The sequence below is a fragment of the Pseudomonas fragi genome (assembly GCF_025426255.1).
GTDB classification, from domain to species: domain Bacteria; phylum Pseudomonadota; class Gammaproteobacteria; order Pseudomonadales; family Pseudomonadaceae; genus Aquipseudomonas; species Aquipseudomonas kulmbachensis.
In genome coordinates this window covers 2,293,523-2,314,576 of sequence record NZ_CP104861.1, presented here as the reverse complement: position 1 = coordinate 2,314,576, position 21,054 = coordinate 2,293,523, and the positions used below count along the sequence as shown (strand labels likewise).

20 protein-coding genes, 1 tRNA gene and 2 pseudogenes are annotated in these 21,054 nt (G+C 55.8%); 10 read left to right on the top strand and 13 right to left on the bottom strand.

Annotation, left to right across the window (positions count from 1 at the left end):
• Position 1: 1 nt before the first annotated feature.
• Genes N7D90_RS10625 through N7D90_RS10600 form a run of 6 tightly spaced genes read left to right on the top strand, consistent with a single transcriptional unit; the run spans position 2 to position 6,030 of the window.
• Complete coding sequence (locus tag N7D90_RS10625; RefSeq protein ID WP_261742113.1) at positions 2 to 862, top strand: branched-chain amino acid ABC transporter permease; 861 nt, start codon at positions 2 to 4, stop codon at positions 860 to 862.
• Between the two features lies 1 nt (position 863).
• Positions 864 to 1,874: a branched-chain amino acid ABC transporter permease gene (locus tag N7D90_RS10620; protein WP_261742112.1), complete on the top strand. Its 1,011-nt coding sequence runs from the start codon at positions 864 to 866 to the stop codon at positions 1,872 to 1,874.
• Positions 1,871 to 2,629 carry an ABC transporter ATP-binding protein gene (locus N7D90_RS10615; RefSeq protein ID WP_261742111.1) on the top strand — a complete coding sequence of 253 codons (759 nt, stop codon included), beginning with the start codon at positions 1,871 to 1,873 and terminating at the stop codon, positions 2,627 to 2,629. The genes N7D90_RS10620 and N7D90_RS10615 overlap by 4 nt, the downstream gene beginning before the upstream one ends.
• Complete coding sequence (locus N7D90_RS10610) at positions 2,629 to 3,324, top strand: ABC transporter ATP-binding protein (protein WP_261742110.1); 696 nt, start codon at positions 2,629 to 2,631, stop codon at positions 3,322 to 3,324. The genes N7D90_RS10615 and N7D90_RS10610 overlap by 1 nt, the downstream gene beginning before the upstream one ends.
• A gap of 16 nt (positions 3,325 to 3,340) precedes the next feature.
• Positions 3,341 to 4,621 carry a Zn-dependent hydrolase gene (locus N7D90_RS10605; RefSeq protein WP_410012155.1) on the top strand — a complete coding sequence of 427 codons (1,281 nt, stop codon included), beginning with the start codon at positions 3,341 to 3,343 and terminating at the stop codon, positions 4,619 to 4,621.
• Positions 4,618 to 6,030, top strand: coding sequence for an amidase (locus N7D90_RS10600; protein WP_261742109.1), 1,413 nt, complete (start codon positions 4,618 to 4,620; stop codon positions 6,028 to 6,030). The genes N7D90_RS10605 and N7D90_RS10600 overlap by 4 nt, the downstream gene beginning before the upstream one ends.
• A 160-nt stretch (positions 6,031 to 6,190) precedes the next feature.
• Here N7D90_RS10600 and N7D90_RS10595 read toward each other — a convergent pair.
• Positions 6,191 to 6,265: transfer RNA gene (locus N7D90_RS10595), tRNA-Gln, on the bottom strand.
• 613 nt (positions 6,266 to 6,878) lie between these two features.
• On the opposite strand from N7D90_RS10595, the gene N7D90_RS10590 reads away from it, so the two are divergent.
• Complete coding sequence (locus N7D90_RS10590; protein WP_261742108.1) at positions 6,879 to 7,310, top strand: hypothetical protein; 432 nt, start codon at positions 6,879 to 6,881, stop codon at positions 7,308 to 7,310.
• Between the two features lie 229 nt (positions 7,311 to 7,539).
• On the opposite strand, the gene N7D90_RS10585 is transcribed toward N7D90_RS10590, so the two are convergent.
• Positions 7,540 to 8,361, bottom strand: a complete 822-nt coding sequence (locus N7D90_RS10585) for a MinD/ParA family protein (protein WP_261742107.1) — start codon at positions 8,359 to 8,361, stop codon at positions 7,540 to 7,542.
• Between the two features lie 235 nt (positions 8,362 to 8,596).
• On the opposite strand from N7D90_RS10585, the gene N7D90_RS10580 reads away from it, so the two are divergent.
• The gene (locus N7D90_RS10580) at positions 8,597 to 8,782 is read left to right on the top strand and encodes a hypothetical protein (protein WP_261742106.1); all 186 of its coding nucleotides are present in this window, start codon (positions 8,597 to 8,599) and stop codon (positions 8,780 to 8,782) included.
• A 389-nt stretch (positions 8,783 to 9,171) separates the two neighbouring features.
• Here the strand turns inward: N7D90_RS10580 and N7D90_RS10575 are convergent, their stop codons facing one another.
• The 4 genes and pseudogenes from N7D90_RS10575 to N7D90_RS10560 all read right to left on the bottom strand — a co-directional run.
• Positions 9,172 to 9,750: a nucleotidyltransferase family protein gene (locus N7D90_RS10575; protein ID WP_261742105.1), complete on the bottom strand. Its 579-nt coding sequence runs from the start codon at positions 9,748 to 9,750 to the stop codon at positions 9,172 to 9,174.
• 604 nt (positions 9,751 to 10,354) lie between these two features.
• The gene (locus N7D90_RS10570; RefSeq protein WP_261742104.1) at positions 10,355 to 10,903 is read right to left on the bottom strand and encodes an AAA family ATPase; all 549 of its coding nucleotides are present in this window, start codon (positions 10,901 to 10,903) and stop codon (positions 10,355 to 10,357) included.
• 16 nt (positions 10,904 to 10,919) lie between these two features.
• Positions 10,920 to 11,350 (bottom strand): annotated as a pseudogene (locus N7D90_RS10565) (transposase); the annotation flags it as partial.
• Positions 11,350 to 11,550 (bottom strand): annotated as a pseudogene (locus N7D90_RS10560) (site-specific integrase); the annotation flags it as partial. The pseudogenes N7D90_RS10560 and N7D90_RS10565, both read right to left, overlap by 1 nt.
• A gap of 965 nt (positions 11,551 to 12,515) precedes the next feature.
• On the opposite strand from N7D90_RS10560, the gene N7D90_RS10555 reads away from it, so the two are divergent.
• On the top strand, positions 12,516 to 13,427 hold the full coding sequence (locus N7D90_RS10555) for a hypothetical protein (RefSeq protein ID WP_261742103.1): 912 nt from the start codon (positions 12,516 to 12,518) through the stop codon (positions 13,425 to 13,427).
• A gap of 538 nt (positions 13,428 to 13,965) precedes the next feature.
• Here the strand turns inward: N7D90_RS10555 and N7D90_RS10550 are convergent.
• Entirely contained in the window at positions 13,966 to 14,754 is a 789-nt protein-coding gene (locus N7D90_RS10550) for a hypothetical protein (RefSeq protein ID WP_261742102.1), read from the bottom strand.
• Positions 14,755 to 14,793: 39 nt separating this feature from the next.
• On the opposite strand from N7D90_RS10550, the gene N7D90_RS10545 reads away from it, so the two are divergent.
• Positions 14,794 to 15,075: a hypothetical protein gene (locus tag N7D90_RS10545; protein ID WP_261742101.1), complete on the top strand. Its 282-nt coding sequence runs from the start codon at positions 14,794 to 14,796 to the stop codon at positions 15,073 to 15,075.
• A gap of 546 nt (positions 15,076 to 15,621) precedes the next feature.
• Here the strand turns inward: N7D90_RS10545 and N7D90_RS10540 are convergent.
• Genes N7D90_RS10540 through N7D90_RS10515 form a run of 6 tightly spaced genes read right to left on the bottom strand, consistent with a single transcriptional unit; the run spans position 15,622 to position 21,046 of the window.
• Positions 15,622 to 16,599: a hemagglutinin repeat-containing protein gene (locus N7D90_RS10540; protein WP_261742100.1), complete on the bottom strand. Its 978-nt coding sequence runs from the start codon at positions 16,597 to 16,599 to the stop codon at positions 15,622 to 15,624.
• On the bottom strand, positions 16,584 to 17,276 hold the full coding sequence (locus N7D90_RS10535) for a hypothetical protein (RefSeq protein WP_261742099.1): 693 nt from the start codon (positions 17,274 to 17,276) through the stop codon (positions 16,584 to 16,586). Before N7D90_RS10535 ends, N7D90_RS10540 begins: the two co-directional genes overlap by 16 nt.
• Positions 17,277 to 17,281: 5 nt before the next feature.
• Complete coding sequence (locus tag N7D90_RS10530; RefSeq protein ID WP_261742098.1) at positions 17,282 to 17,815, bottom strand: DNA-binding protein; 534 nt, start codon at positions 17,813 to 17,815, stop codon at positions 17,282 to 17,284.
• On the bottom strand, positions 17,812 to 18,735 hold the full coding sequence (locus N7D90_RS10525) for a hypothetical protein (protein WP_261742097.1): 924 nt from the start codon (positions 18,733 to 18,735) through the stop codon (positions 17,812 to 17,814). The genes N7D90_RS10530 and N7D90_RS10525 overlap by 4 nt, the downstream gene beginning before the upstream one ends.
• Complete coding sequence (locus N7D90_RS10520) at positions 18,732 to 19,442, bottom strand: phage tail protein (protein ID WP_261742096.1); 711 nt, start codon at positions 19,440 to 19,442, stop codon at positions 18,732 to 18,734. Before N7D90_RS10520 ends, N7D90_RS10525 begins: the two co-directional genes overlap by 4 nt.
• Positions 19,443 to 19,450: 8 nt before the next feature.
• The gene (locus tag N7D90_RS10515; RefSeq protein ID WP_261742095.1) at positions 19,451 to 21,046 is read right to left on the bottom strand and encodes a phage tail protein; all 1,596 of its coding nucleotides are present in this window, start codon (positions 21,044 to 21,046) and stop codon (positions 19,451 to 19,453) included.
• Positions 21,047 to 21,054 lie beyond the last annotated feature (8 nt).

Sequence of the window (21,054 nt, the reverse complement as noted above, 5' to 3'; positions counted from 1 at the left end):
CATGCTCGAACTTTACCTGTTTCAGATTCTCAATGGCCTGGGCCTGGGGATGATCTACTTTCTGATTGCGGTCGGATTGACGATCATTTTTGGCCTGCTGAACTTCGTCAATTTCGCCCACGGTGCATTCTTCCTGCTGGGCGCTTACATCTGCTACACCGCGGTCAGCCTCACTGGCAGCTTTTGGCTGTCGCTATTGCTTGCTCCATTGCTGGTGGCCGCTCTGGCCTGGGTGATCGAGCGATTGCTGATCCAGCGGATCTATCACTTGCCGCACATGTTCCAGATTCTGGTAACCCTGGGGATCGCGCTGATCATCCAGGAAGCCAGCGTGATGATCTGGGGCCCGGTGGGCAAAAGCGTCGCGGTCCCGCAATTGCTGCGCGGGGTGCTGGTGATCGGCGATTTTGTGTACCCCTACTATCGCCTGTTCCTGATTGTATTCTCTGCGCTGGTGGGCTTCGGTCTATGGCTGTTGCTGGAGCGCACGCGCTTTGGCGCACTGGTGCGTGCAGGCAGTGAAAGCACTGAAACCGTATCGCTGCTGGGCACCAATATTTTCCGCCTGTTTTCCATGACCTTCGCACTCGGTGCCGGGCTGGCAGGCGTTGCGGGTGTGCTGTTCGCACCTTTGCGCGGGGCCCAGCCCTTTGTTGGCCCGGAAATTCTCGGGGTGGCGTTTGTGGTGGTGGTGATCGGCGGCATGGGTTCATTCAGCGGCGCGCTGGTGGGTGGCCTGCTGGTGGGCGTGGTGCAAAGCCTGATGACAACTATCTGGCCCCAGGGTGCCAGCCTGATGATTTACGGCGCGATGGCCGTGGTCATTCTGCTGCGTCCTTACGGCCTGTTCGGGAGAGCCTGACATGAGCGAGAAAAACCCCCTGCCCTTCGCCAAAACCCAGTCGCGCTCCATGCTGCTGTTGGTGGTTGCGGTATTGATCGGCCTGCCATTGGTGTTGCCATCGGCGACCCTGGCTACCGAAATTCTGATCTTCGCCATGGCGGCCCTGGCCTGCAACCTGCTGCTGGGCTACACCGGACTGTTGTCGTTCGGCCAAGGGATCTTCTTTGGTGCCGGAGCCTACTGCGCGGCATTGCTGATGATCCATCTGCAACTGGGGCTGTTCAGTGCCTTGTTGGGCGCAGCACTGGCTGGCGGCTTCCTGGCGTTTCTGGTGGGCGCTCTGGCGATTCGCCGTACCGGTATCTACTTCGTGATGCTGACCCTGGCCTTCAGCCAGATGGCGTACTTTCTGACCTACACCCTGAGCGACTGGACCGGTGGCGACAACGGCCTGCTCAACGTGCCACGGCCAGAAATCCGCATTGGCGATACCGTGCTGATGTCCCTGAGTGACGCACGTTACTTTTATGCTTTTGTCGCGGTGCTGTTCCTGCTGATTTTCATCGGCGCCCGCCGCGTTATCGCTTCGCCCTTTGGCAGTACGCTGATGGCGATCCGCGAAAACGAAACCCGCGCCGCTGCCATCGGCTACGACACCCGGCACTTCAAAATTCTGGTGTTTATGCTCTCGGGCGCCGTCACCGGGATTGCCGGGGCGCTGTACGCCATGCTCCTGCATTTTGTACCACTGTCCAATATCGACCTGGCGATGTCGGAAAACATTCTGATCATGACCATTGTCGGCGGCACCGGCTCGTTGTTCGGTTCCTTGCTGGGTGCGGGCTCCATCGTGCTGCTGGGCGAGTTCCTGTCTGATCTATGGCCACGCTGGCTGATGCTGCTGGGGGTCATCCTGATTCTGGTGGTGGTGTTTATGCGCGGCGGCTTGTGGGGCGGTTTTTCAAGCTTGTACGAGCGTATCAAGGGCCAGCGCAAACCCAGCCTGCCCACTCAGGAGGAGCTGCCATGAACGCGCCTGAATATCTGCTGCAAACCGAAAACCTGGAGCTGGCCTATGGTGCGTTTCATGCGGTCAACGGCGTCAGCCTGAAGGTCGAGCAAGGCACTATCCATACCGTGATCGGCCCCAATGGCGCAGGCAAAACCAGCCTGTTCCACTGCCTGACCGGCGAGCGTCAGGCCACCGGCGGCGCGATCATGTTTGATGGCAAGAACATCATCAAAAAACCGTCCCACGGCCGCGTTGGCCTGGGCATGGCCCGCTCGTTCCAGCTGACCAGCCTGTTTCAAAACCTCAGCGTGCGGGAAAACCTGCGCCTGGCCGCACAGGGCCGCGATGGCCTGGCAGCGTTGAACTTCTGGCGCCGGGTCGACAGCCGTCGCGAGCATTTGGAAATGGCCGATCAGGTGCTTGAGCGCCTGCAACTAACCCGCCGCGCCGACACCCTGGCCGGTGAGTTGTCCCACGGGCAGCAACGGGTGCTGGAGGTGGGCATGTCGATCTGCTCCAAACCCCGGCTGCTGATGCTCGACGAGCCCACCTCCGGCATGGGCATTGACGATATTCCGATCATGACCCAGCTGATCAGCGATCTGGGGCGCGATCACACGGTGCTGTTAATCGAACACAACATGAGCATCGTCATGTCCATCAGCCAACGCATCACCGTCATGAGCCACGGCCAGATTCTGGTCGAGGGCACACCCGAGTTCGTGCGTGCCGATGAGCGCGTACGTGTCGCCTACCTGGGAGAAGCCGCCTGATGCTGACCGTCGAAAACATCCATTCCTACTACGACAAAAGCCACGTCCTCGAAGGCGTCTCGCTGCAGGTCAACCCTGGAGAGCTGGTGACGTTGCTAGGCCGCAACGGTGCGGGCAAGACCACTACATTGCGCAGCATTCTGGGGATTATCTGCCCGCGTCAGGGGCAAATCCGCTTCAACGGCCAGGACATGGTCGGGCGCAAGATTTTCGAAATCGCCCGCGAAGGGTTGGCGCTGGTGCCTGAGCATCGCGGCATCTTCCGCCTGCTCAGCGTCGAGGAAAACCTGCGCATTGCCCAACGCAAAAGCAGCCGCTGGCAGTTGGAGGATGTCTACAGCATGTTCCCGCGCCTCAAGGAGCGGCGCAAAAATGCCGGTCATGCGTTGTCCGGCGGTGAACAGCAAATGCTCGCCATCGCCCGGGCGCTGATCAATGACCCCAAGCTGCTGATCCTCGATGAGCCTACCGAAGGCCTGGCCCCGGTGATCGTCGACGAGCTGGTGAAAATCCTGCGCAAGATCAAGGACGACGGCCTGCCGGTGCTGCTGGTGGAGCAGAACCTGATGGTCTGCGACAAGCTGGCCGACCGTCATTACGTACTGGAGCAAGGCCGCGTGGTGTACGAAGGCAGCGCCGCTGATTTTCGCGCCAACCCGGCCATCAAGAACCGTTACCTGGCCCTGAGCGCCTGAAGGGAGATCCGTGTCCATGAGCAGTCCAATCCTGTTATCCGAGCTTTTCAACAGCAATGCGCCCCTGATCAATCGCGATCGCCTGTGGCAATCGCTGATGGATCTGGCGCAACTCGGCGCCACTGCCAAGGGCGGTGTCTGCCGCCTGGCCCTGACCGACCTCGACCGTCAGGCCCGCGATCTGTTTGTGCAATGGTGTGAGGAAGCCGGGTGCAACGTCACGGTGGATGCCATCGGTAATATTTTTGCCCGCCGCGCCGGGCGTCAACCGCACCTGGCACCGGTAATGACCGGCAGCCATATCGACACCCAGCCTACGGGCGGCAAGTTCGACGGTTGCTACGGAGTAATGGCCGGACTAGAAGTGATCCGCACCCTGAATGATCTCAACCTGACCACCGAGGCCCCCATCGAAGTAGTGGTGTGGACCAACGAAGAAGGCTCACGATTCCCGCCGTGCATGATGGGTTCCGGGGTCTTCGCCGGCAAGTTCGACCTCGACGAAACCCTGAATAAACAGGACGAGCAAGGACTGTCAGTGGGGGCCGAATTACAGCGCATAGGCTATGCCGGCACCCGGGCTGTGCTCGGGCATCCGGTGGGGGCCTATTTTGAGGCGCATATCGAGCAAGGCCCGGTGCTGGAGGATCGCAACATCACCCTGGGCATCGTAATGGGTTGCCTGGGCCAAAAATGGTTCGACCTGACACTGACCGGCGTCGAAGCTCACGCAGGCCCCACGCCGATGCATTTGCGCAAGGATGCGCTGGTGGGCGCTGCGCATGTGGTCAGCGCTGTCAACCGTATTGCCCATCAACATCAGCCCCACGCATGCGGTACGGTTGGTTGCCTGACCCTGCATCCGGGTTCACGTAACGTGATTCCGGGGCAAGTGCACATGACCATCGACCTGCGTCATCTGCATGCCGACCGGTTGCAGGCCATGATGGATGAAGTGCGCGAAGCCATCGAAGTCGCCAGCGCCGAGCACGGTCTGAGTTTCGAACTGACGCCAACTGCAGATTTTCCGCCGCTGGACTTCAACCCCGCCTGTATCGAAGCCGTACGCCAGGGTGCGCAACAACTGGGACTGAGCCATATGGAGATTGTCAGCGGCGCAGGCCACGACGCGATCTTTGTCGCCGAACTGGGCCCGGCGGGAATGATCTTCGTACCCTGCGAAGGCGGGATCAGCCATAACGAAATCGAAAACGCCGCGCCTCAGGATCTGGCCGACGGCTGCGCAGTCCTGCTGCGCGCCATGGTCAATGCGGCACAATCAGGAGTCGCACGATGAGCACGACGGATATCGGGCAAATGAACGCGGTTGAGCTGCTGAACCGCTTTCGCGACAAAAGCCTGTCGCCGGTGGAAGTTACCGAAGACGCCTTGTTGCGTATCGAACGCTACAACCCGGCGGTCAACGCTTACTGCCACGTGGCTCACGAAGGCGCACTCCAGGCTGCCAAGGCATCCGAACAGCGCTGGTTGAAAGGGCAGCCCTGCGGTGCGCTGGATGGCGTGCCAGCATCAATCAAGGACCTGACCCTGACCCGTGGCATGCCCACGCGCAAAGGTTCGCGCACCACCTCGGCGCTGGGCCCCTGGGAGGTGGACGCACCCTTTACAGGCTTTATGCGCCAGGCCGGAGCCGTGCTGCTGGGAAAGACCACCACCCCGGAATTTGGCTGGAAAGGTGTCACCGACAACCCGCTTTACGGCATCACCCGCAACCCGTGGGACACCCGCCTGACAGCGGGTGGTTCTTCGGGCGGTGCGGCGGCGGCGGCGTCACTCAACCTGGGGGTGTTGCACCAGGGCAGCGACGCGGGCGGTTCGATCCGTATCCCTTGCGCCTTTACCGGCACCTTCGGGATCAAACCGACCTTCGGCTATGTGCCACAGTGGCCTGCCAGCTCGATGACCATCCTCTCCCATCTGGGGCCGATGACCCGCACCGTGGAAGATGCGGTGCTGATGCTGCAAACCGTGGCCCAACCGGACCCTCGCGACGGTCTGATCGGCGCACCGCGCAGCACCCCGTGGCTGCCTGAGGGTGACAGCCTCAAAGGCATGCGTATCGCCTATAGCCCGGATTTCGGCCATGTGAAAGTCGATCCGCAAGTTGCCAGCGTGGTCGCGCGCGCCGTTGCAAGGCTGGTGGAACTGGGTGCCCAGGTGGAGCAGATTGATCCGGGGTTCAGCGACCCGCTCGACACCTTCAACACTTTGTGGTTTGCCGGTGCCGCACGCTTGGCCGGGCAACTCGACAGCACACAGCGCGACCTGCTCGACCCGGGCCTGCAACGTATTGCCGCGCTGGGTGAACGCATCACCTTAAGCGAATACAGCGCGGCCCTTGAAGCGCGAGCGGCTTTGGTCGCACAAATGGCGGCATTCCATCAACGCTACGATGTACTGGTCTCGCCGATGCTGCCCATCACCGCGTTTGCCGCCGGGCACAACGTGCCGCCTGATTCGGGACTCACCGAGTGGATGCACTGGACGCCCTTCAGCTACCCCTTCAACCTGACCCAGCAACCGGCGGCTTCAGTCCCTTGCGGCCTCGCCCAAAACGGTTTGCCGGTGGGTTTGCAAGTGGTCGGTGCGCGGTTTGCCGATGATCAAGTGCTGCGGGTATGTCGCGCTTACGAAAAACACTTTGCCGCCACCCATCCCAAAACCCCGATGACAGGGCAGGACTGATCCGGCCAAAATGCGGCCATGCTGCTGAAGCCGGCATGGCACGCAGAAAGACTGTTGGCGATATAGCAAAGGAGTGGGTTACTGGCGATGATGCGTCAGGCCGGACGGCGTTGACGCTGAACTTGAAGATTCTGGTCCGTGTTGGACAAGATCTGAAAAATGGCAGGGGCGGCTGGATTTGAACCAACGCATGGCAGGATCAAAACCTGCTGCCTTACCGCTTGGCGACGCCCCTGTATCTGTAGCGATGAGTGCCTGGCACTCTTTTACTGATGCTTGCAGCCTGCAAATGTTGCCATTCGCTGCGAGCCTGTAAGGGTTCGCTGCAAGAACGGGCGCAAATATACCAACACTCTTTGGATTGGGGAAGCACTTTTTAAATAAATTTATTCAAAAACAGCTACTTAGTGATGATCCCGGGCAGACAGGCGCTTCTGGCCGGGGTTTATCCGGCCTTGAATTCCATTTTTCAGCCAACAGCCTGAGTGTTGATGTGCAGATAAGCTGCCGAAAATCAGACTAGAAGAACTCATCCAATTGCTCGAAAAACTCGCGTTTGGCGCAATGCCGCTCACGTAAGGTCCGTGTGGGCTCTGTGGGAGCGAGCCTGCTCGCGAAGATCTCGAGGCGTCGCGATTAGCCAGTAAACACGCACTATTGTTTACGACCTTCGCGAGCAGGCTCGCTCCCACAGCAGTACCGCTCGCTTGAGTGAATAGCATTGCGCGTTTGGCGGTGTATCCGGCTCCCCCGGATTTTTCGAAACCCTGTTGGCAGGGTCCAGTGATACCGCCCAGCGCAAATGATATCTTTGGCGCCATTACTGGCGAACATCAAGGAGCGATGAAATGGCTTACGAATACAATATGGCACTGATGATCGGGGCCGGGCTCAGTCTGTTGGCTGCCCTGATGCATATCGGAGTAATCATTGGCGGGCCTTCCTGGTATCACTTGTTTGGGGCGGGCGATCGCTTTGTGCGTGCGGCCCAGAACGGTCGCTGGTTTCCTGCAGTGGTTACGATGGGGATTACCCTGGTGCTTGGCGCATGGGCAGTCTACGCACTGTCCGGTGCTGGAGTGATTGAACCCCTGCCCCTGCTGCGCCCGGCATTGTGCGCAATCACCCTGATTTACCTGCTGCGCGGCCTGTTAGGCCCTTTCACGCTGCCCGGCACCGGGCGCAGCATGCGCTTTATCGCGATCAGCTCGGCGGTCTGTCTGGTGTATGGGCTGGTACATCTGTTCGGCCTGGTGCAAATGTGGGGCTCCCTGGCCTAGCGGATTGCCTCCTGTCTTCATGAGCAGGTATCAAGAGTAGAGGGCCTGCTCCCTTGAGGAAGAAAAGTACCGGACACAAACAGGTGAGTAAAATTGAAGGGTAGTTACGATACAGAGCGCTCCCGATATTAAGGGTGATTGCAAATGCATTAAGAATGCACAAACACAATTATCCTTGTTACCAGGAACAGGAGGCATGCCCTCCTCCCGCCTGCCGAAAACAGCAGAGTCACCTTCTGGAATTATTAACCAGCGCCTCTACGAAGAACTCAACATGCCCCCTTGGACTACCCGGCATCGGCCAGGTGCTCATATTTTTAGCAATAGCCCTGAATTCTTTTGCACTTTTGGAAGCAGGAAATTTTTGGTAGAGCGCGCGGTGTTGATGCGCGGCCTTGCGTATATCCTGGTCATACGGAATTGTGCCCACATACTGCAAGGTTACATCCAAAAAACTATCAATAACTTTCCTCAACCTAGCGAACAATCGTTGGCCGTCAATAGCATTGTGTTGCAGGTTAATCAGTACCCGAAAACGGTTTATTCCGTGCTCCCGATTAAGCAGCTTGATGAGTGCATACGCATCAGTAATAGAGGCAGGGTCATCACATACAACCAGCAAAATCTCCTGGGCCGCCCGGACGAAAGTAACTACTGATTCACCGATACCGGAAGCGGTATCAATAACCAGCACATCGAGCGTGTCCGCTATATCACTGAAGACCTGAATCAATCCTGCGTACTGAGCAGGCGACAAATGTGCCGGACTCTGGGCTCCTGATGCTGCATGGGCAATAAGCACCCCGCCAGGTCCTTGCATCAGCACATCGGACAACTCGCAACGGCCCTCCATCAGATCGGCAAGCGTGTACTGCGGGGAGAGCCCCAGCAGAACACCTATATTCGGCAACCCCAAATCGGCTTCCAGTAACACAACCCGCTTGCCAAGTTCTGCCAACGCCAACGAAAGGTTGATAGCTACAACTGTCTTTCCGACGCCCCCCTTACCGCTTGTTACGGCGATAACCTGCACAAAATGCCCGTGTTCCATGCTCTCTATTCCCTTCCATGTGCTACGTGTGGAGACTCTCGTAAAGCGCGGGGTAACTTGGTCACGTTAGCCATAAACTTGAAGAATCCTGCGAGATTGCAGCGGCGATACCTGAAACCAAGTCAAAGTGCTACACGGCAAAATTAGTTCACCTCCCGCTACAGAAACCTGCCCAAGAACATAAAATACAGACGATTTATAACGATCATGATCCTGGAGGACCCAGGAGTCAGCCATGAGCGGCCTGTCAGATGATTTTTTGTTGTTATCAGGCGGATCCATGCCCCAGAAATTATTCAGCCTGCCGCGTAAGGAGCTAGAAACCCAAGCGATACAAGACCTGGCGTCATTATTGTCAATTTATAAAATTATAAAACAAAAGAAAAGCCATACAAAGCAAAAAGCAAGGGAGCACTATTAACCAGCCAGCCTAATGGCGCCAATAACCCGTCAACCCTGAGAACGCAAAGATGAAAGTTAATGAGAGCTTTACGCAAGCAACGACAACACCACGATCAACAGATACAATTTACCGCCAGCATGCAAAAGCCAGTACTTGAACTTCAAGTACAATTAAAAACTCGCCACCTTATATAACAGCGAACAATTATAAAAAGTGCCAACCTATGGCAACTATTAACTCACCCAAATATCCAAACCCTGCTAGTACCCGGCACTACAACAATTAAACTTAAAGCACGCTGAGCGCAGCGTTATTCAGGGCAGCAAATCTGAGTAAGCCTCCGTTTAAAGTCAGCCCGTCGCCTTAGCCAAACTAACTGCCAAGTAGGCGGAATCAGCCCGGTGACATCAACCGCCCCCCTGCGAGCTGGACTCCAGTATCCGTAGCCAAGGCCAGCGCTCCTGATAGCTTCTTGCCTTGTGCACGAATAAGTCCGGCTGGAGATTTTGGGGGTTGGGACGTAGCACGCCCCGCCCGACATCATCCAAACCGTAAGGTGCGTACACCTCCCCCGTCTCAGGATCCAAACCAATGCACGTCCCTGCAACAAGGTAACGATCAACTCCGTCCCTGGTGGACTCAAGCCGAGGGCAAGGCCTGCCAAACCGCTCGCTGTACCACAGATGGACACGGGCCTGATTCTTGATATCAACCTTGACGCCCAAGTCCTTGAACAGCTGCTGGGTTTCAAGAATGACCTCGTTCTCTGCCTCCCAGGACAGATCCGAGTCGAAGTAGAAAATATCGTAGTCCTTCACACCCGCTGCGGGTGGCAGATCCAACTGATGATTCCAGACAGCCTGAAACAGACAGCCAGCTGTCAGCATGCATTGGCTCAGCCCCAGAGAAGGCAAGCGCGACGCAATCTGAACATTAACTGGATTGGTCATGGCGATGCCAACCAGAATTTCGGGAGTCAATTGCACTGTCGATCCTCAGCTTTCGGTACGGCATACAGCACTCACATCCGCGACGTGGTGCCAAGCAATATGTAACCCAAGGGACAGTGTTGATCAATAGACCTTCCGGAAAGACTGCAGGCCTGCGCGCAGCACTCGGATGGCGGAAAGGACGTGAACTGCTGTCACTCCTGCCAGACGAGATCGTCGTCACAGCAGTCGACTCCATATTGAATACAGCCACAGGGCATGTAGAGAACCTCCCGATATTGAGCGTGGCGTTCTCACGGCAGACGCTGAAGCGTCTTAATACCGAGCACCTGGATCCATCGGACACGATGAAGAACTTCCTGAACAACATGTCCTTCAAAAAGACCACAGGATTTTCGCCCGTACAGCGTGTCGAACTACCCCAGTCGGTTGTTAGCACTTAAATTACTGCTCGCGGTGGATGGTTTTCATCCACTGCTATCTCATACGATTTGAACTTCACAACCTCCTCCCCCAGCCAGTCATTCAACTGCGTCATACACGATTGAGTTGGCTCCAGTTCGTTGACCACAAAGATCTGCGCCGCTTCCCGAATCGCCCCAAACCCACCCGCGCTCGTAAGCGTGTAGCCAACACACGTTCACATGACCGACGGTGTGTGGTTCAGCCCGTCGACTGCATCCAGTATTTGCCGTACGCGATCTGTAACGGACATATCCCCCTCAAGCTTTAAGACAGCACAAGTAAGCACAGACAGCCACTCCTGATGCCTGGCCAAGCTTCGTCCAGGGACGCCTCCCTCATCATACTGAGCTGCCCAAGCCAGAAATTCCGGCCTTGCTTGACCGAAGCGTTTTATCTCTCGACGTTTTAATCTCTCCAGCCTGAGTTCAACAGGAAGATAAAGGAACACCACAAGATCAAATTCACTCTCAAGCGGTTGACCCCAGCCCATTACTGATCCGGCAACCACGGCACGACCATGAGAGCGCATTTCTTGTAGTAAGCGCTCTCCTCGCTGCGTTTTGTCTGCCAGATGCTGATATGGCGGGTTACTCGGCAGCCATAAAAAATCATCTGCTTCCAGGTGAGTTGTGCTCAGTTCCTTTGCTAAAGCATCCGCTAAGGTCGAGGTGCCGGTACCTGCCGCGCCTGTGATCAAGATGTAACGTGCCGTCTCTTTTGTCATTTCGCTTTCAACCACTCTAAAACGAGTTTGCCATCTCCGATAAATTAGCAGTGCCCCACTGATGCGGCAGCAGCCGAGCGATCTCACTCGCCCACTGCATTGGCAGACGAGTAAAAACGTCCTTCAATTACGCATACGGATCATACCGATTCATGCGTGCATGACTGGATCAAGCCCATGATTGCTGCCGCCCGTTTACCGCTGCGTAGCGATCCGGCGAATAACCAGTTGGAGCGCCCAAGTGCCCACGGCCTGATCTGGCTTTCGACTTGGTTGTTGTCAACGGGCACAGCCCCCGTCGTCCAGGTAGCGCGGCAGATCGAAAAACTTGCGACGGGCGTGGGCCATGCAGCCAATTTCGGTGATGCCTTTCTCGAAACCGGCTTTGTAGCCAGCGACATCGTCGCATAGCAGCTTGCCGTTCCATCGCCCAAGGAAATTACGCGCAGCCCTATACGGTTTGCCCGCTCAATGGCACCGAGTTGATCAAGTTCCACTTCCCACTTACGAACCCATACTTGAGCGGCCTGTTTACGGGCGAAGGTCTGGCTCTCTTGGTAGACTTGCACCCCATCACGGAGCAGGCGTATTTGTGCCGTGTAACTGATGCTGCCGTCGGTGCGTTTTCGAGCTCTGATCGTGGCCATAGTCAACTGGTACAGTTGTTGTTTGGATTGGTAATTTGTACCAGTCGACTTCAAAAAACGCCCTTTTACCCCCAAAACCGCGTCAAAAACGTTGAGCAAAATGGTACAAAAAATTGCTTCAAAGCCAGTAAATACAGGGCCTTCGCTGTCTCGGCGCTTTTCTGTTGCACCCATGATGGATGATACGGACTGAGCCGCCAGCCCCTTTAAAACAAGGGTTACCGCCCTACTTATTTTTTCTCTGTACCATTTTCGTACCAGCCAACTTTCACTTCCCTCCCCTTAAAGCCCCAGTCTTGAGCCCTTTCGTCGCTCGCAGCACATTCACTGCAGCACAATATCGATCCAATGCATCTATCCAATCCATCTATCCCATCCCATGCACCCTCAAGCTGTATGGTCGAGGCTGTAGAGCCGAGCACGTCAGACAGAGCTTCCCCACCGGACAGAATGAATTCTCCGGTTGAGATTTAAAGTGACTATTAAAGGTATTTTATTTTCTTATCTACTCTCTACCTCACAGATACAAAGGCTTTCAGAGCGTTCATCAACCCTATTTTCCAGAACATCCCAGCTATTTATGGGGCTATCAGGACTACTATTTTACTAACCCCGCCAACTGCCTGATTTATATAGGCTTTAAATTTAAATCCCTTTCCAAATAGTCCTCCTGACCATTTCGTCGCCATGTATCAAAGCCACGTTCTACAAGGGCTGCAGAGCATTAACCATCACGATCTGCAGGGGGTGGCGAAAAATAGCCACTTTTAACGGCTAACCAGGATTTGTGTTTTCACAGGATTTTGCGTAACCGCTCTCAGAAGCTCCGTATCGCTCGTATGTCCTGACGAGATGTCAACCCTGAAATCCATATGGTTGTATGCGTAACTTTCGATTAGTGTGCTTACACTAGAGACCGATCAAAACAACACCCTTACACTTGCCCCCCAGTGAGATTTTCTTACGTGACTGACATAACATCCGTATATGCAGAACTTTCACCTCTCGTGTCACCCCTGTGGGAGAACGTCAAAGATTTTGCAAACTCCTCCTTCACAATCTCGCTAGCGGGGGCTTTCGCCGGTGCGACAGCTGCGCAGCGCATCGCTGAAAAAGGCAAATTTAGAGAAGAGTTGCTCAAAGAATTTCAACACACGAACGCGGTTATATCGCTTGCAACGGCGGTGGCATGCCAGGCGCTCGCATTAAAAAAGCAGCACGTCAAAGCGTTGAAAGATTCTTACGATGATGATCTTAAAAAGTTTGAGGCTCACAAAGAAAAAATCACTGGAAGAAAAATTGCAGCAAATACGCCTTTCGAAATAAGCCCCAACCTACTGTTTTTACAGGAGATTTCGCCTCCTATTGCTACCATCCAAGATATCGTCCTAAGCCGGCTGTCTACCGTGGGACGGACAATCGGAACTGTAACCGCACTTGCTGATTCCGTGGGAAACCTGAATGGAGCTTTATCCAAGCGAAACGAGCTTTTGAATACATTCAAGAACCAACAATTTCCAGAAGGAGCTACTTTCCACCATATGTACCTAGGTTTACCTTATAGGGAAACTCAGACAAACCAAGAGTACGGCGGATCGATAGAAGCCATTTCTCTCTACACGGATGACATTATTTTTTTCAGTATTAAGCTATGTGAAGACTTACGAGACCACGGCGTAATACTCAAAAAACGCTACAAATCGCGGTTGAGGGGAAGCCCACCAACAATCCCCACAGTCGACTTTGAAAAGCCGCGTCAGGATGGGTTGGTTCCGAAGGACGAAGAATACGAGAATTGGTTATCTGGCTTCGTCACTGTCCAAGCGACCACCCCAAAATGGTGGCAGTTCTTAAATCCAAAGGCTTGGTTCAACTGAGGCTACCATCCCTGTGATTCGGCATACCGCTCACGTTTAAAACGTCGATCACAGTGAGTGGAATATTGAAATGCTTCCAGTTGCGCGACAGGCCCATAGAGTCTGGCCTCCAGCGATTTTAAGGTGTTACAGAGATGCTCGAATTCGGTACTAGTGCAAACGGCTCAGAATCTTAAAACCTACCTTATTTGGCGTTTTTGAATTCTCCGCTCAATGAATCTGGGCAGTCCAGCGATACCTCCTCCGCGACTGCCCCTTGCACTGCTGTGCAGCGGCGCTGCATTCCGTTTCAAAACCTTGCACTTAGTGAAATAGTCGATCACCTGCAAACCCCCTCGGCCCTCCTGGGCTGCAGAGTCGTTTGCACTGCATCCGCATTTGCACAAAAAAAGGACGCAGGGCCCGTCGGCGGGAGGGGGATAAGTGCTTTTTTGTCAGTTTTTTCTTTGCTGAATTGGTTTTAACAAAAGTGCGCAGGTGCATGCGCGCCAAATTTATAACTCAGCTTTGGCGTGTCGTGACAGAGCCATCAATATGGCTAGCCAACAGGCGTTACGCGGGCGAAGGCCAAATTCACACGATGAGTGATATGGCAGTTAGGGCACCGAATCGGCGACCATATTTTTCCGAGTTCAACGGGTACCTTCGCCTTACACTCACATGTGAAAACCACTGTCTTAAGTGGTAAAAGCACTTGCTCACTAGCCTCATTCGTGTGTTTGAGAAAAAGCGAATTGCACATTGTGTTGCTGCAAACAACAATTTCATCATTCTCGAATTCACTATCCCCAACGAAGAGAGTATTTCCACAAGGGCACTGGGCTTGGATCACCAGCTTCACTGCTAGGATAGCTGTGGAATCTGCTACAGCTTCTATGCTGCTTACGATCTCGTTTAGGGAGTCAGCAGTCAGAACCTTTTTCTCTATCTGGTCAGAGGTATTTTTAGGGGGAATAGGGACGTGTAAAAACGAACCCAGTTTGTTGTGATATTTCCTGAATTTTCTCCAAGATATTGGCTTTGTTTTGCAAAAGTCGATCCACTCATCAGGGCGACTACCATCTTCTTTCGGTACACCAAAAGCTAAGGTGGCCTCCACGTCGGATTGCGGATCAAATGAAGCCAAGCGCCGGATAACCTGGTCAGCCTGCCATTTGCCGATTACGTCCCCAGGCAAGGTATCGCCATACTGCTGCAACTGTCTAAAAGCAATCGTCTCTAAGCAAAAGCGAAGCTCAAGGCAAGCGTACCGAAGCGAATGATCTTCTCCGCTGGCCATGAGAGCTTTCGCCCGTTCAATACTGGCTGTGATTCCGTAAAAATCCATAAGAGGATGCTTCCTTGAGTGTGGACGTCAGGTGAAACCATGCAGGGCATCATAGCGACAATTGCAAGATCTCTTGCCGTAAATATCAGACAAAGGTGGCTTCAGCGTAAAGGAGGACAAAGAAGGATTTTTCAGGAGACGAAACGAAAACAGGGGCCGAAGCCCCTGTTTTATTTGACGATTATCTTAGAAAAAAAGCTTATACAAGCGGATCAGCCAGTAGGCTACTTGCAAGAACCTAATCAACTCTTCCGGCAGGAAACGGGCAATGTTATTCCACATTGGTTTCTACTCCAAAGTTTAGAGAAAGCTGCACACTGACAAGAGTGTTGGCAGCACGTCTCACTTGGCCTAAAGGAACACCCTAAGTTGTTAGCCAATTTGGCTAACAACTTAATCTGGAAAACATTGCATATATGCGTAACAACCCTGCATTTGCAGTGTTTCACCCGCAAGTAGCTATTCGGGCTTGACGGGGTGATCAGTTAGCCATAGCCTTTGAAGTGTCTAGGTTCAAAAGCAGCATGGTTCAAGTAATTGAGCCAGATGCTAACACAGGTTTTCCGTAAGGCATCCTGTTTAAAGCATACACCCGAAGCCCGCCCCAGTGCGGGCTTCGGTGTTTTTGTCGCCTGAGAACGATCAGGCATTCGCGTTTTCGCTAGTAAAATTCGGGGTTTTCCTATTGCCGTTCGTATTTCTCCAATACGGGCTTCAGGAACGATTTTGAGTACAGCCCACAAAAAAATCCGATGAACGGTATGGCTCATTGAAAGAATATTACTCGTACGAGTAATGTTACTTGCGGGAAGACCAGAACAAAGCAAGTTTTATTGCGCGCGTACTCGTCGACGAATATAGAAAGGCTCAAAAGTTTATTGCTTTCGTCTTAACCGAAAGTTGCTTGCCAATTGCTGCTTTGGCAATAAATGCAGCTGTATCTGTAGGACTCGGCGTCGGCCCCGGTAAATGAGTATGCCCTGCCAACTGCGTGTTCATCTCCTGCACCAGGTCGAGCAAATCACACACGACCTGAAACAGGTTCACGCTTTCAGAGCCGATCCAGTTTTTTGGTGCGACCAATCGCTGGCCCTCCCCCGCCACACTTTTGCGCAGGCCCTCGATCCGCTCCTGCATATCGCCACCCACGGTGGCGTTGTACTTATCCCCAACCACCAAATTCAGGTCGCGCCCCGTGGCCTGGTGCAAGTCATCCACAGCCGCCACGCTCATCGAACCGCCTGACAGCAGTTTCATGGCACCCATCGCTTCGAGTGTTTTTACGCCGCCGACCGTCTCTTTTGAATGGTCGTCCACGGTTTGGCTGTGGCTTTGATAGTGCTCCTGGTTGTCCAGGGCTTGGACTTCGCGATCAGCTGAGAAGTCCTGTATGCGGCCATCGGTCTGCCGCGACCAGTTGCCGTCGGCGTCCACGCGCTGTTGGGCGGTTTCGCTGTGCTGCCAGACTTGATCCCCTTTGGGCACCTTGGGCAGGCTCAGGCCGTGGGGCAGTATGGTCTGGATAAAGGGCTTGCTGGGCATGCCATAGGCGAAGTTGACCACCACCGTGGTGCCTTCCCCCGGGAAGCCGAAAAAGCCCATCTCATCACCGCCCACGGACACTGGCAGCGGTACACCGGCCAGAATCGGCAGGTTGGGGTCGGGTTCGCCGTCTTCGGCCAGTACCTGCAGGTCAACCGCGTACCGGGGTCGGAAGTTGTCGCAGATGCCGGACTGGGCCGGGGCATCGGCCACGCCTTGCACTAGGGCGAATCTGGGCAGGTGGTAGCCGCCGCTCAGCTCGGGGAATTGGCGTTCTACGGCGCGTTTTATTGCTTCTTCCACTTCAAACCCATTTGATTCGCGGCCAGCGACACCGAAACGATGCGTTGCGCCTGGTTAAAGGTTGCACCAGGGCGAATGCCTGGCATTGCGGCGACCATGGCGCTTTCGTTGCCCTGATAGCCGTCGAACAGTTCGATTGGCAGCTGCAGCGGCTCCCGGGCACCAAAAAAGCTGTCGGCCCAACTGCCCACAAAGACTTCGCCGTCGCCCTGCTGCTGCCAGATCGGGTCGGGGATGCTGAAAACCCGGGCCAGGCTATCCATGGCTTGAATGCCGGTGGCCAAGTTGTAAAAGAACGGGGCTTTTACCTTTGCATAGGCCTGGTCTGGCACACGGAACGTGAGCCCGGTTTTGTTGCTGATAGCGGTCAGCACTGCACGTAAATCCACGTGACGCAGGTTCAGCGGCAGCGGCTGGCTCAGGATTGCAGCCAGCTCGCGGCAGAACAGCACCTGCTCGACGGCGTTCACGCTGGTACTGCGCTCGACGTAGCCAATGAAAAACCGCTGCAGCGGCTTGTCGTTGTAACCAATGTCCAGCGTCACCAATCCTTTTAACGGGGCTTTGGCTTGCACCGTGAACGAGGCTCGCCCCGGGGTGCGCAGCTCCAGCCGGACATCGTCTTTGACCAGCGGGTATACGGTGCCGCCAATGGTCAGCACTTTGTGCAGTTTCATGGCGGTCAGCCCATCCAGTTATCAATGTTTTTCAGCACGGCTTCAAAGCCGGTCAGCTCTTGCCCGGGCTTTTCCGGATCACTGCCGTTCTCACCGGCAACGCCTTGCCCGGGTGCCGACTGACTGGCCACGGTGTTGCCCGTGCGACGGCCTTCTACCCGCTCGGGGTTGCTCAGTTTCTCGGTCAGCGTGAACTGGATCAGCCAGGCCTGCAGCGTGTCGTGTTCCCGGGAACTGACCCCGTCGCTGAATTGCACCTGGCGCATGCCGAAGGCGGCGGCCGTGTCGTGAACGATGCGGTAGGTTTTGAGTTGGCCACCGCTCTCTGTTGCCTCGGCCAGGCGCATCAGCGTGCGCAACCAGTCTGCATCGGCATGCCGGATAAGCCCGGAAAAGGTCAGGGTCTTGGGCTTGAAGCCGGTGTGGGCCTTGTCGCTGTTGCTGGTCTGGCCCGACATATCCCCGCTTTCAATGCGCAGATTTGCTGTGGCTTTCATGTTTTTGCAGCGCACTTGTTCGCCATCGAGTAGCAGCGTCATAGGCCGATCATCTCCTGTACAAAGCTCAGCCCTTTGCGCGATCCCACCAGCACCATGCCAGCGCAGATCCCCCATTCATGGCCCGGGGCTTGGCCTTCCAGCAGTTGGGCACTCAGCTCGGCGCCGTTCCCCGGGCCGATCAGGCGGCATTGCATGGTGGTTTCCGTGGTGCTGTCGGTCAGCAGCTGCTGCAGCTCGGCCAGCTTTCGGTCGTGGGCTTGGGCCTGAGTGGCTTTGCGTGCAGCCAGGGCCGCCAAGTCGGCCATGGGCGAGCTGTCAGCGGCGTAGCCCTCCAGCGCCGCCAGTTGGCTGGACAGTGCCTGGCTTGCGGCTTTGGTCACGGTGCAACGCTCCAGGGGCATCTGCCCCCAGCGCGGCAGCGCACCGGCAGAAGGTAGCTCCCACTTTTCCGCCTCCAGCTTGAATAACTGTTGGGCACGGCGCTGGGCGCGCTCCAGATCCGGAAACGGTAGCAAGGCGTTGAACCGCGCCAGGGTGGCGGCGAACTGGTCGTATCGAGTGCCCAGGAACAGGATCACCAGCGCGTATTGCTGCCCGGTGGGTAGCCCGGTGTCGTGGCTGTCCTTAAGTTTGGCGCTCAGCAGCTGCAGCAGGTTCGGCGCAGCCAACGCACGCAATAAGCCGGTGCCCTGACCAACCCCGCTCTGGAACGGTGTCACTACCAGGCACGCCGGGACTTCGCCCAGGGCGTCAGCCATTGCCGAGCGCCCGGCCTCGATCCCCTGCTTTGCCAGTTCCGCGACCGGCCCCGGGCTGGTGGTGGCCATACCCTTGAGCGTTTCGAGGCGTGACGCGGTGCTGGCCAGCTCAGATCCGGCCATCTTTTTGGCGGTGGCCAGCTGGCTCAGCCATTGGGTTGACTGGCTTGGCCAGCGCATGGTGACGGGCGCCCAGTTCATGCTTGGCCTGCTACCCAGCTCACCGCCTCGATCGCGGCCAGGTCGTTGGCGGTCAGGGCCACATCCATCTGGTCTTTGAGCAACAGGGCTTTTTGCTGACAGGTCAGCCGGTGATGGTTGAACGCGGCGCTGACCAGGTGCAACTGCTCGGCGGTGTGCTCGCGGTAGGCTTTGACGCCCAGGGCATCACGGCAGGCCAAGTGCCCGTCGTTGCCCAGTACCACCTGGCTGGTCAGGTTGACCTGGTCAATCAGGGTACTGTCGTAGCAGTGTGTTTCCCCCAGGACATCGCAGGAAAAGCCCCTTGTGATTGCTTGTTCACAGGCCGCATTTACCGCGTCCAACTGTTCGGCGTGACGAATTTTTACCAGTGCCGGCACATCGTCAACCCACTGGCCTTTGCTCCATATCTGGTGCTCACCGGGTGCTTTCAAGGTGTAGCCTTTTGGCAGTGGCGCAGGGGTTTCGATCAGCAACGGCTGCCCGGTGATCTTGTGATAGACGATCTCGCCCTGGTACGACTCGATCAGCTTCCACGCCTTGCCGTTCCAATGGGCCGCTTGGTGTGCAGGGATCGCTGGGGGCGCTACTTCCACGCAGCCGCCCGGGATCAACCAGACATCTGGCTCTAAAGGGCAGCGGTCAGCACAGGTTTCACCTGTGTAGACCCCATGATGATCAGTCTGATAAACGATTTTGGTGTCCATGGCGGGTCTCAATACTTAATGCAGGCAAGGAAGGCGATATTTTGCGGGCGTGTTTCAGCACCACCGGAATAAGCCACGGTGATGGCGTGCAGGTGATCTTCAACCGCACCAATACCTACGTTGTGGGTATGGCTACCCGCTTCGTTCGTAATGTTCTGGGGCTGATCGGCAGCCCCGCCAGTGTCGGAGTAGTACCAGTTGCCGTAATTCCAGCCGAACGAACTTGAGTTGTTCACGGTGTGGGCGTGCTTGCCCTGGGCATCAGTCCACGCCGTGTGCGTATGGGCACCGCCACCGCTCGCACTGGCACCGTGGTTGTGACTGCGTGTTTCGTCTGCCTGATTACTGCCCTGTTGCCGCCCTGGGTCGATCCCGCGCCCGTCATCCAATACGCGAATAAACTTTCCGCGTGGGTCTGGCAGATTGAAGGTGTTGACCCCATCCCCCGCGCCGTAAAGGGTGCCAATTCTGGAGAACAGTGCGGCATAGGTAGTACGTGACACTGCGGCACCGTTGGCCTTGAGCCATCCCAACGGCGGCGTTGCCATCGCAAAACTGCAGACAAGCCCGGTCAGCGGATCATCCATAGCTTTGCGCAGGACGTTCAGGGCCTTGGTGGTGGCCAGAATCTCGCTGTTGTTGGTTTGTGGGTCATCGCTTTTAGCGTTGGGCAACTCGCTGAGCCCGACGTCCTCTTTTGTCGTGCCCCGGGCTCGCAGCTTTTCATAGTCGCCATTGCGTAAGGCCAGATGCTCGATCAAGGCAACGTCGACCGGTTGAGGCAGACGCAAATCGGTCACAGTGTTGGAGTTGGGCAGATCCGCGATCGGCACGAAGTAATGACGGGCACCGGCGCTGTCGGTTTTGTCGACCAGGTTTGCGCCAAAGACCACCTGGCAGGTGGTGACCATATCGCTGCCCTTGCGCTGTAAAGCGACCTCCAGCCAGGCTTTGGATGGCACGTTGGCCACGTTGATGATGGTCGGCTCGGTCTGCACAACGCGAATGCCTTCAACGTAGGCAATACCCGGCTTGAGCTGATAGCTGTTACCTGTTTTGACCAGCTGCAGGCCGCTGTCGAAAAAACACGCTCGACCAAAAAAGTCGCGATTGTGCAGACGCTCGCGCTCATCGATGCCGCCTAGGCGGACGGTAAAATCGTGTTGCCAGGTACTGGCGTCGATCGTGATGCCGGTCATGGCCTGGGCGCCGCTGAAGGCGACCATAAAGTTTCGGGTCAGGTTGTTGCCAACCTGGTACGGGTGCCGGTTCTTGCGCTTTTGCTGCACGGGCACGTACGCCACGGCCAACAGAACGTTTTCAGCAGTCTGCAGCCCTACCCAGTTGAAGTCCCAGTCGCCTACGTCAGAACCCAGCATCACGCTGTAGACCACCTGATTGGGGGTCACGTAGCCCGATCGCTGAATGGAGGCCGTGTGGACGATTTGCGCTGCAGGCGGCAGGGTTGAGGCGCGATCCACTTCGCTTTCGGGGTTCAAGCCCGGGATGAGTGCGAACACAAAACGGCTGATTTCCAGCGCTTTCTGTTCACCATGCTTTTTCGCGATAAGGTTTTCACCCGCGATCGTGATGTTTGAAGACATGCGTCTAC

Coding starts and splice junctions, on each gene's coding strand:
- N7D90_RS10515 (WP_261742095.1), bottom strand. CDS start 21,046: ATGTCTTCAAACATCACGATCGCGGGTGAAAACCTTATCGCGAAAAAG.
- N7D90_RS10535 (WP_261742099.1), bottom strand. CDS start 17,276: ATGAAACTGCACAAAGTGCTGACCATTGGCGGCACCGTATACCCGCTG.
- N7D90_RS10605 (WP_410012155.1), top strand. CDS start 3,341: ATGAGCAGTCCAATCCTGTTATCCGAGCTTTTCAACAGCAATGCGCCC.
- N7D90_RS10610 (WP_261742110.1), top strand. CDS start 2,629: ATGCTGACCGTCGAAAACATCCATTCCTACTACGACAAAAGCCACGTC.
- N7D90_RS10620 (WP_261742112.1), top strand. CDS start 864: ATGAGCGAGAAAAACCCCCTGCCCTTCGCCAAAACCCAGTCGCGCTCC.
- N7D90_RS10570 (WP_261742104.1), bottom strand. CDS start 10,903: ATGACAAAAGAGACGGCACGTTACATCTTGATCACAGGCGCGGCAGGT.
- N7D90_RS10545 (WP_261742101.1), top strand. CDS start 14,794: ATGCAGGGCATCATAGCGACAATTGCAAGATCTCTTGCCGTAAATATC.
- N7D90_RS10550 (WP_261742102.1), bottom strand. CDS start 14,754: ATGGATTTTTACGGAATCACAGCCAGTATTGAACGGGCGAAAGCTCTC.
- N7D90_RS10585 (WP_261742107.1), bottom strand. CDS start 8,361: ATGGAACACGGGCATTTTGTGCAGGTTATCGCCGTAACAAGCGGTAAG.
- N7D90_RS10520 (WP_261742096.1), bottom strand. CDS start 19,442: ATGGACACCAAAATCGTTTATCAGACTGATCATCATGGGGTCTACACA.
- N7D90_RS10600 (WP_261742109.1), top strand. CDS start 4,618: ATGAGCACGACGGATATCGGGCAAATGAACGCGGTTGAGCTGCTGAAC.
- N7D90_RS10580 (WP_261742106.1), top strand. CDS start 8,597: ATGAGCGGCCTGTCAGATGATTTTTTGTTGTTATCAGGCGGATCCATG.
- N7D90_RS10530 (WP_261742098.1), bottom strand. CDS start 17,815: ATGACGCTGCTACTCGATGGCGAACAAGTGCGCTGCAAAAACATGAAA.
- N7D90_RS10590 (WP_261742108.1), top strand. CDS start 6,879: ATGGCTTACGAATACAATATGGCACTGATGATCGGGGCCGGGCTCAGT.
- N7D90_RS10625 (WP_261742113.1), top strand. CDS start 2: ATGCTCGAACTTTACCTGTTTCAGATTCTCAATGGCCTGGGCCTGGGG.
- N7D90_RS10615 (WP_261742111.1), top strand. CDS start 1,871: ATGAACGCGCCTGAATATCTGCTGCAAACCGAAAACCTGGAGCTGGCC.
- N7D90_RS10525 (WP_261742097.1), bottom strand. CDS start 18,735: ATGAACTGGGCGCCCGTCACCATGCGCTGGCCAAGCCAGTCAACCCAA.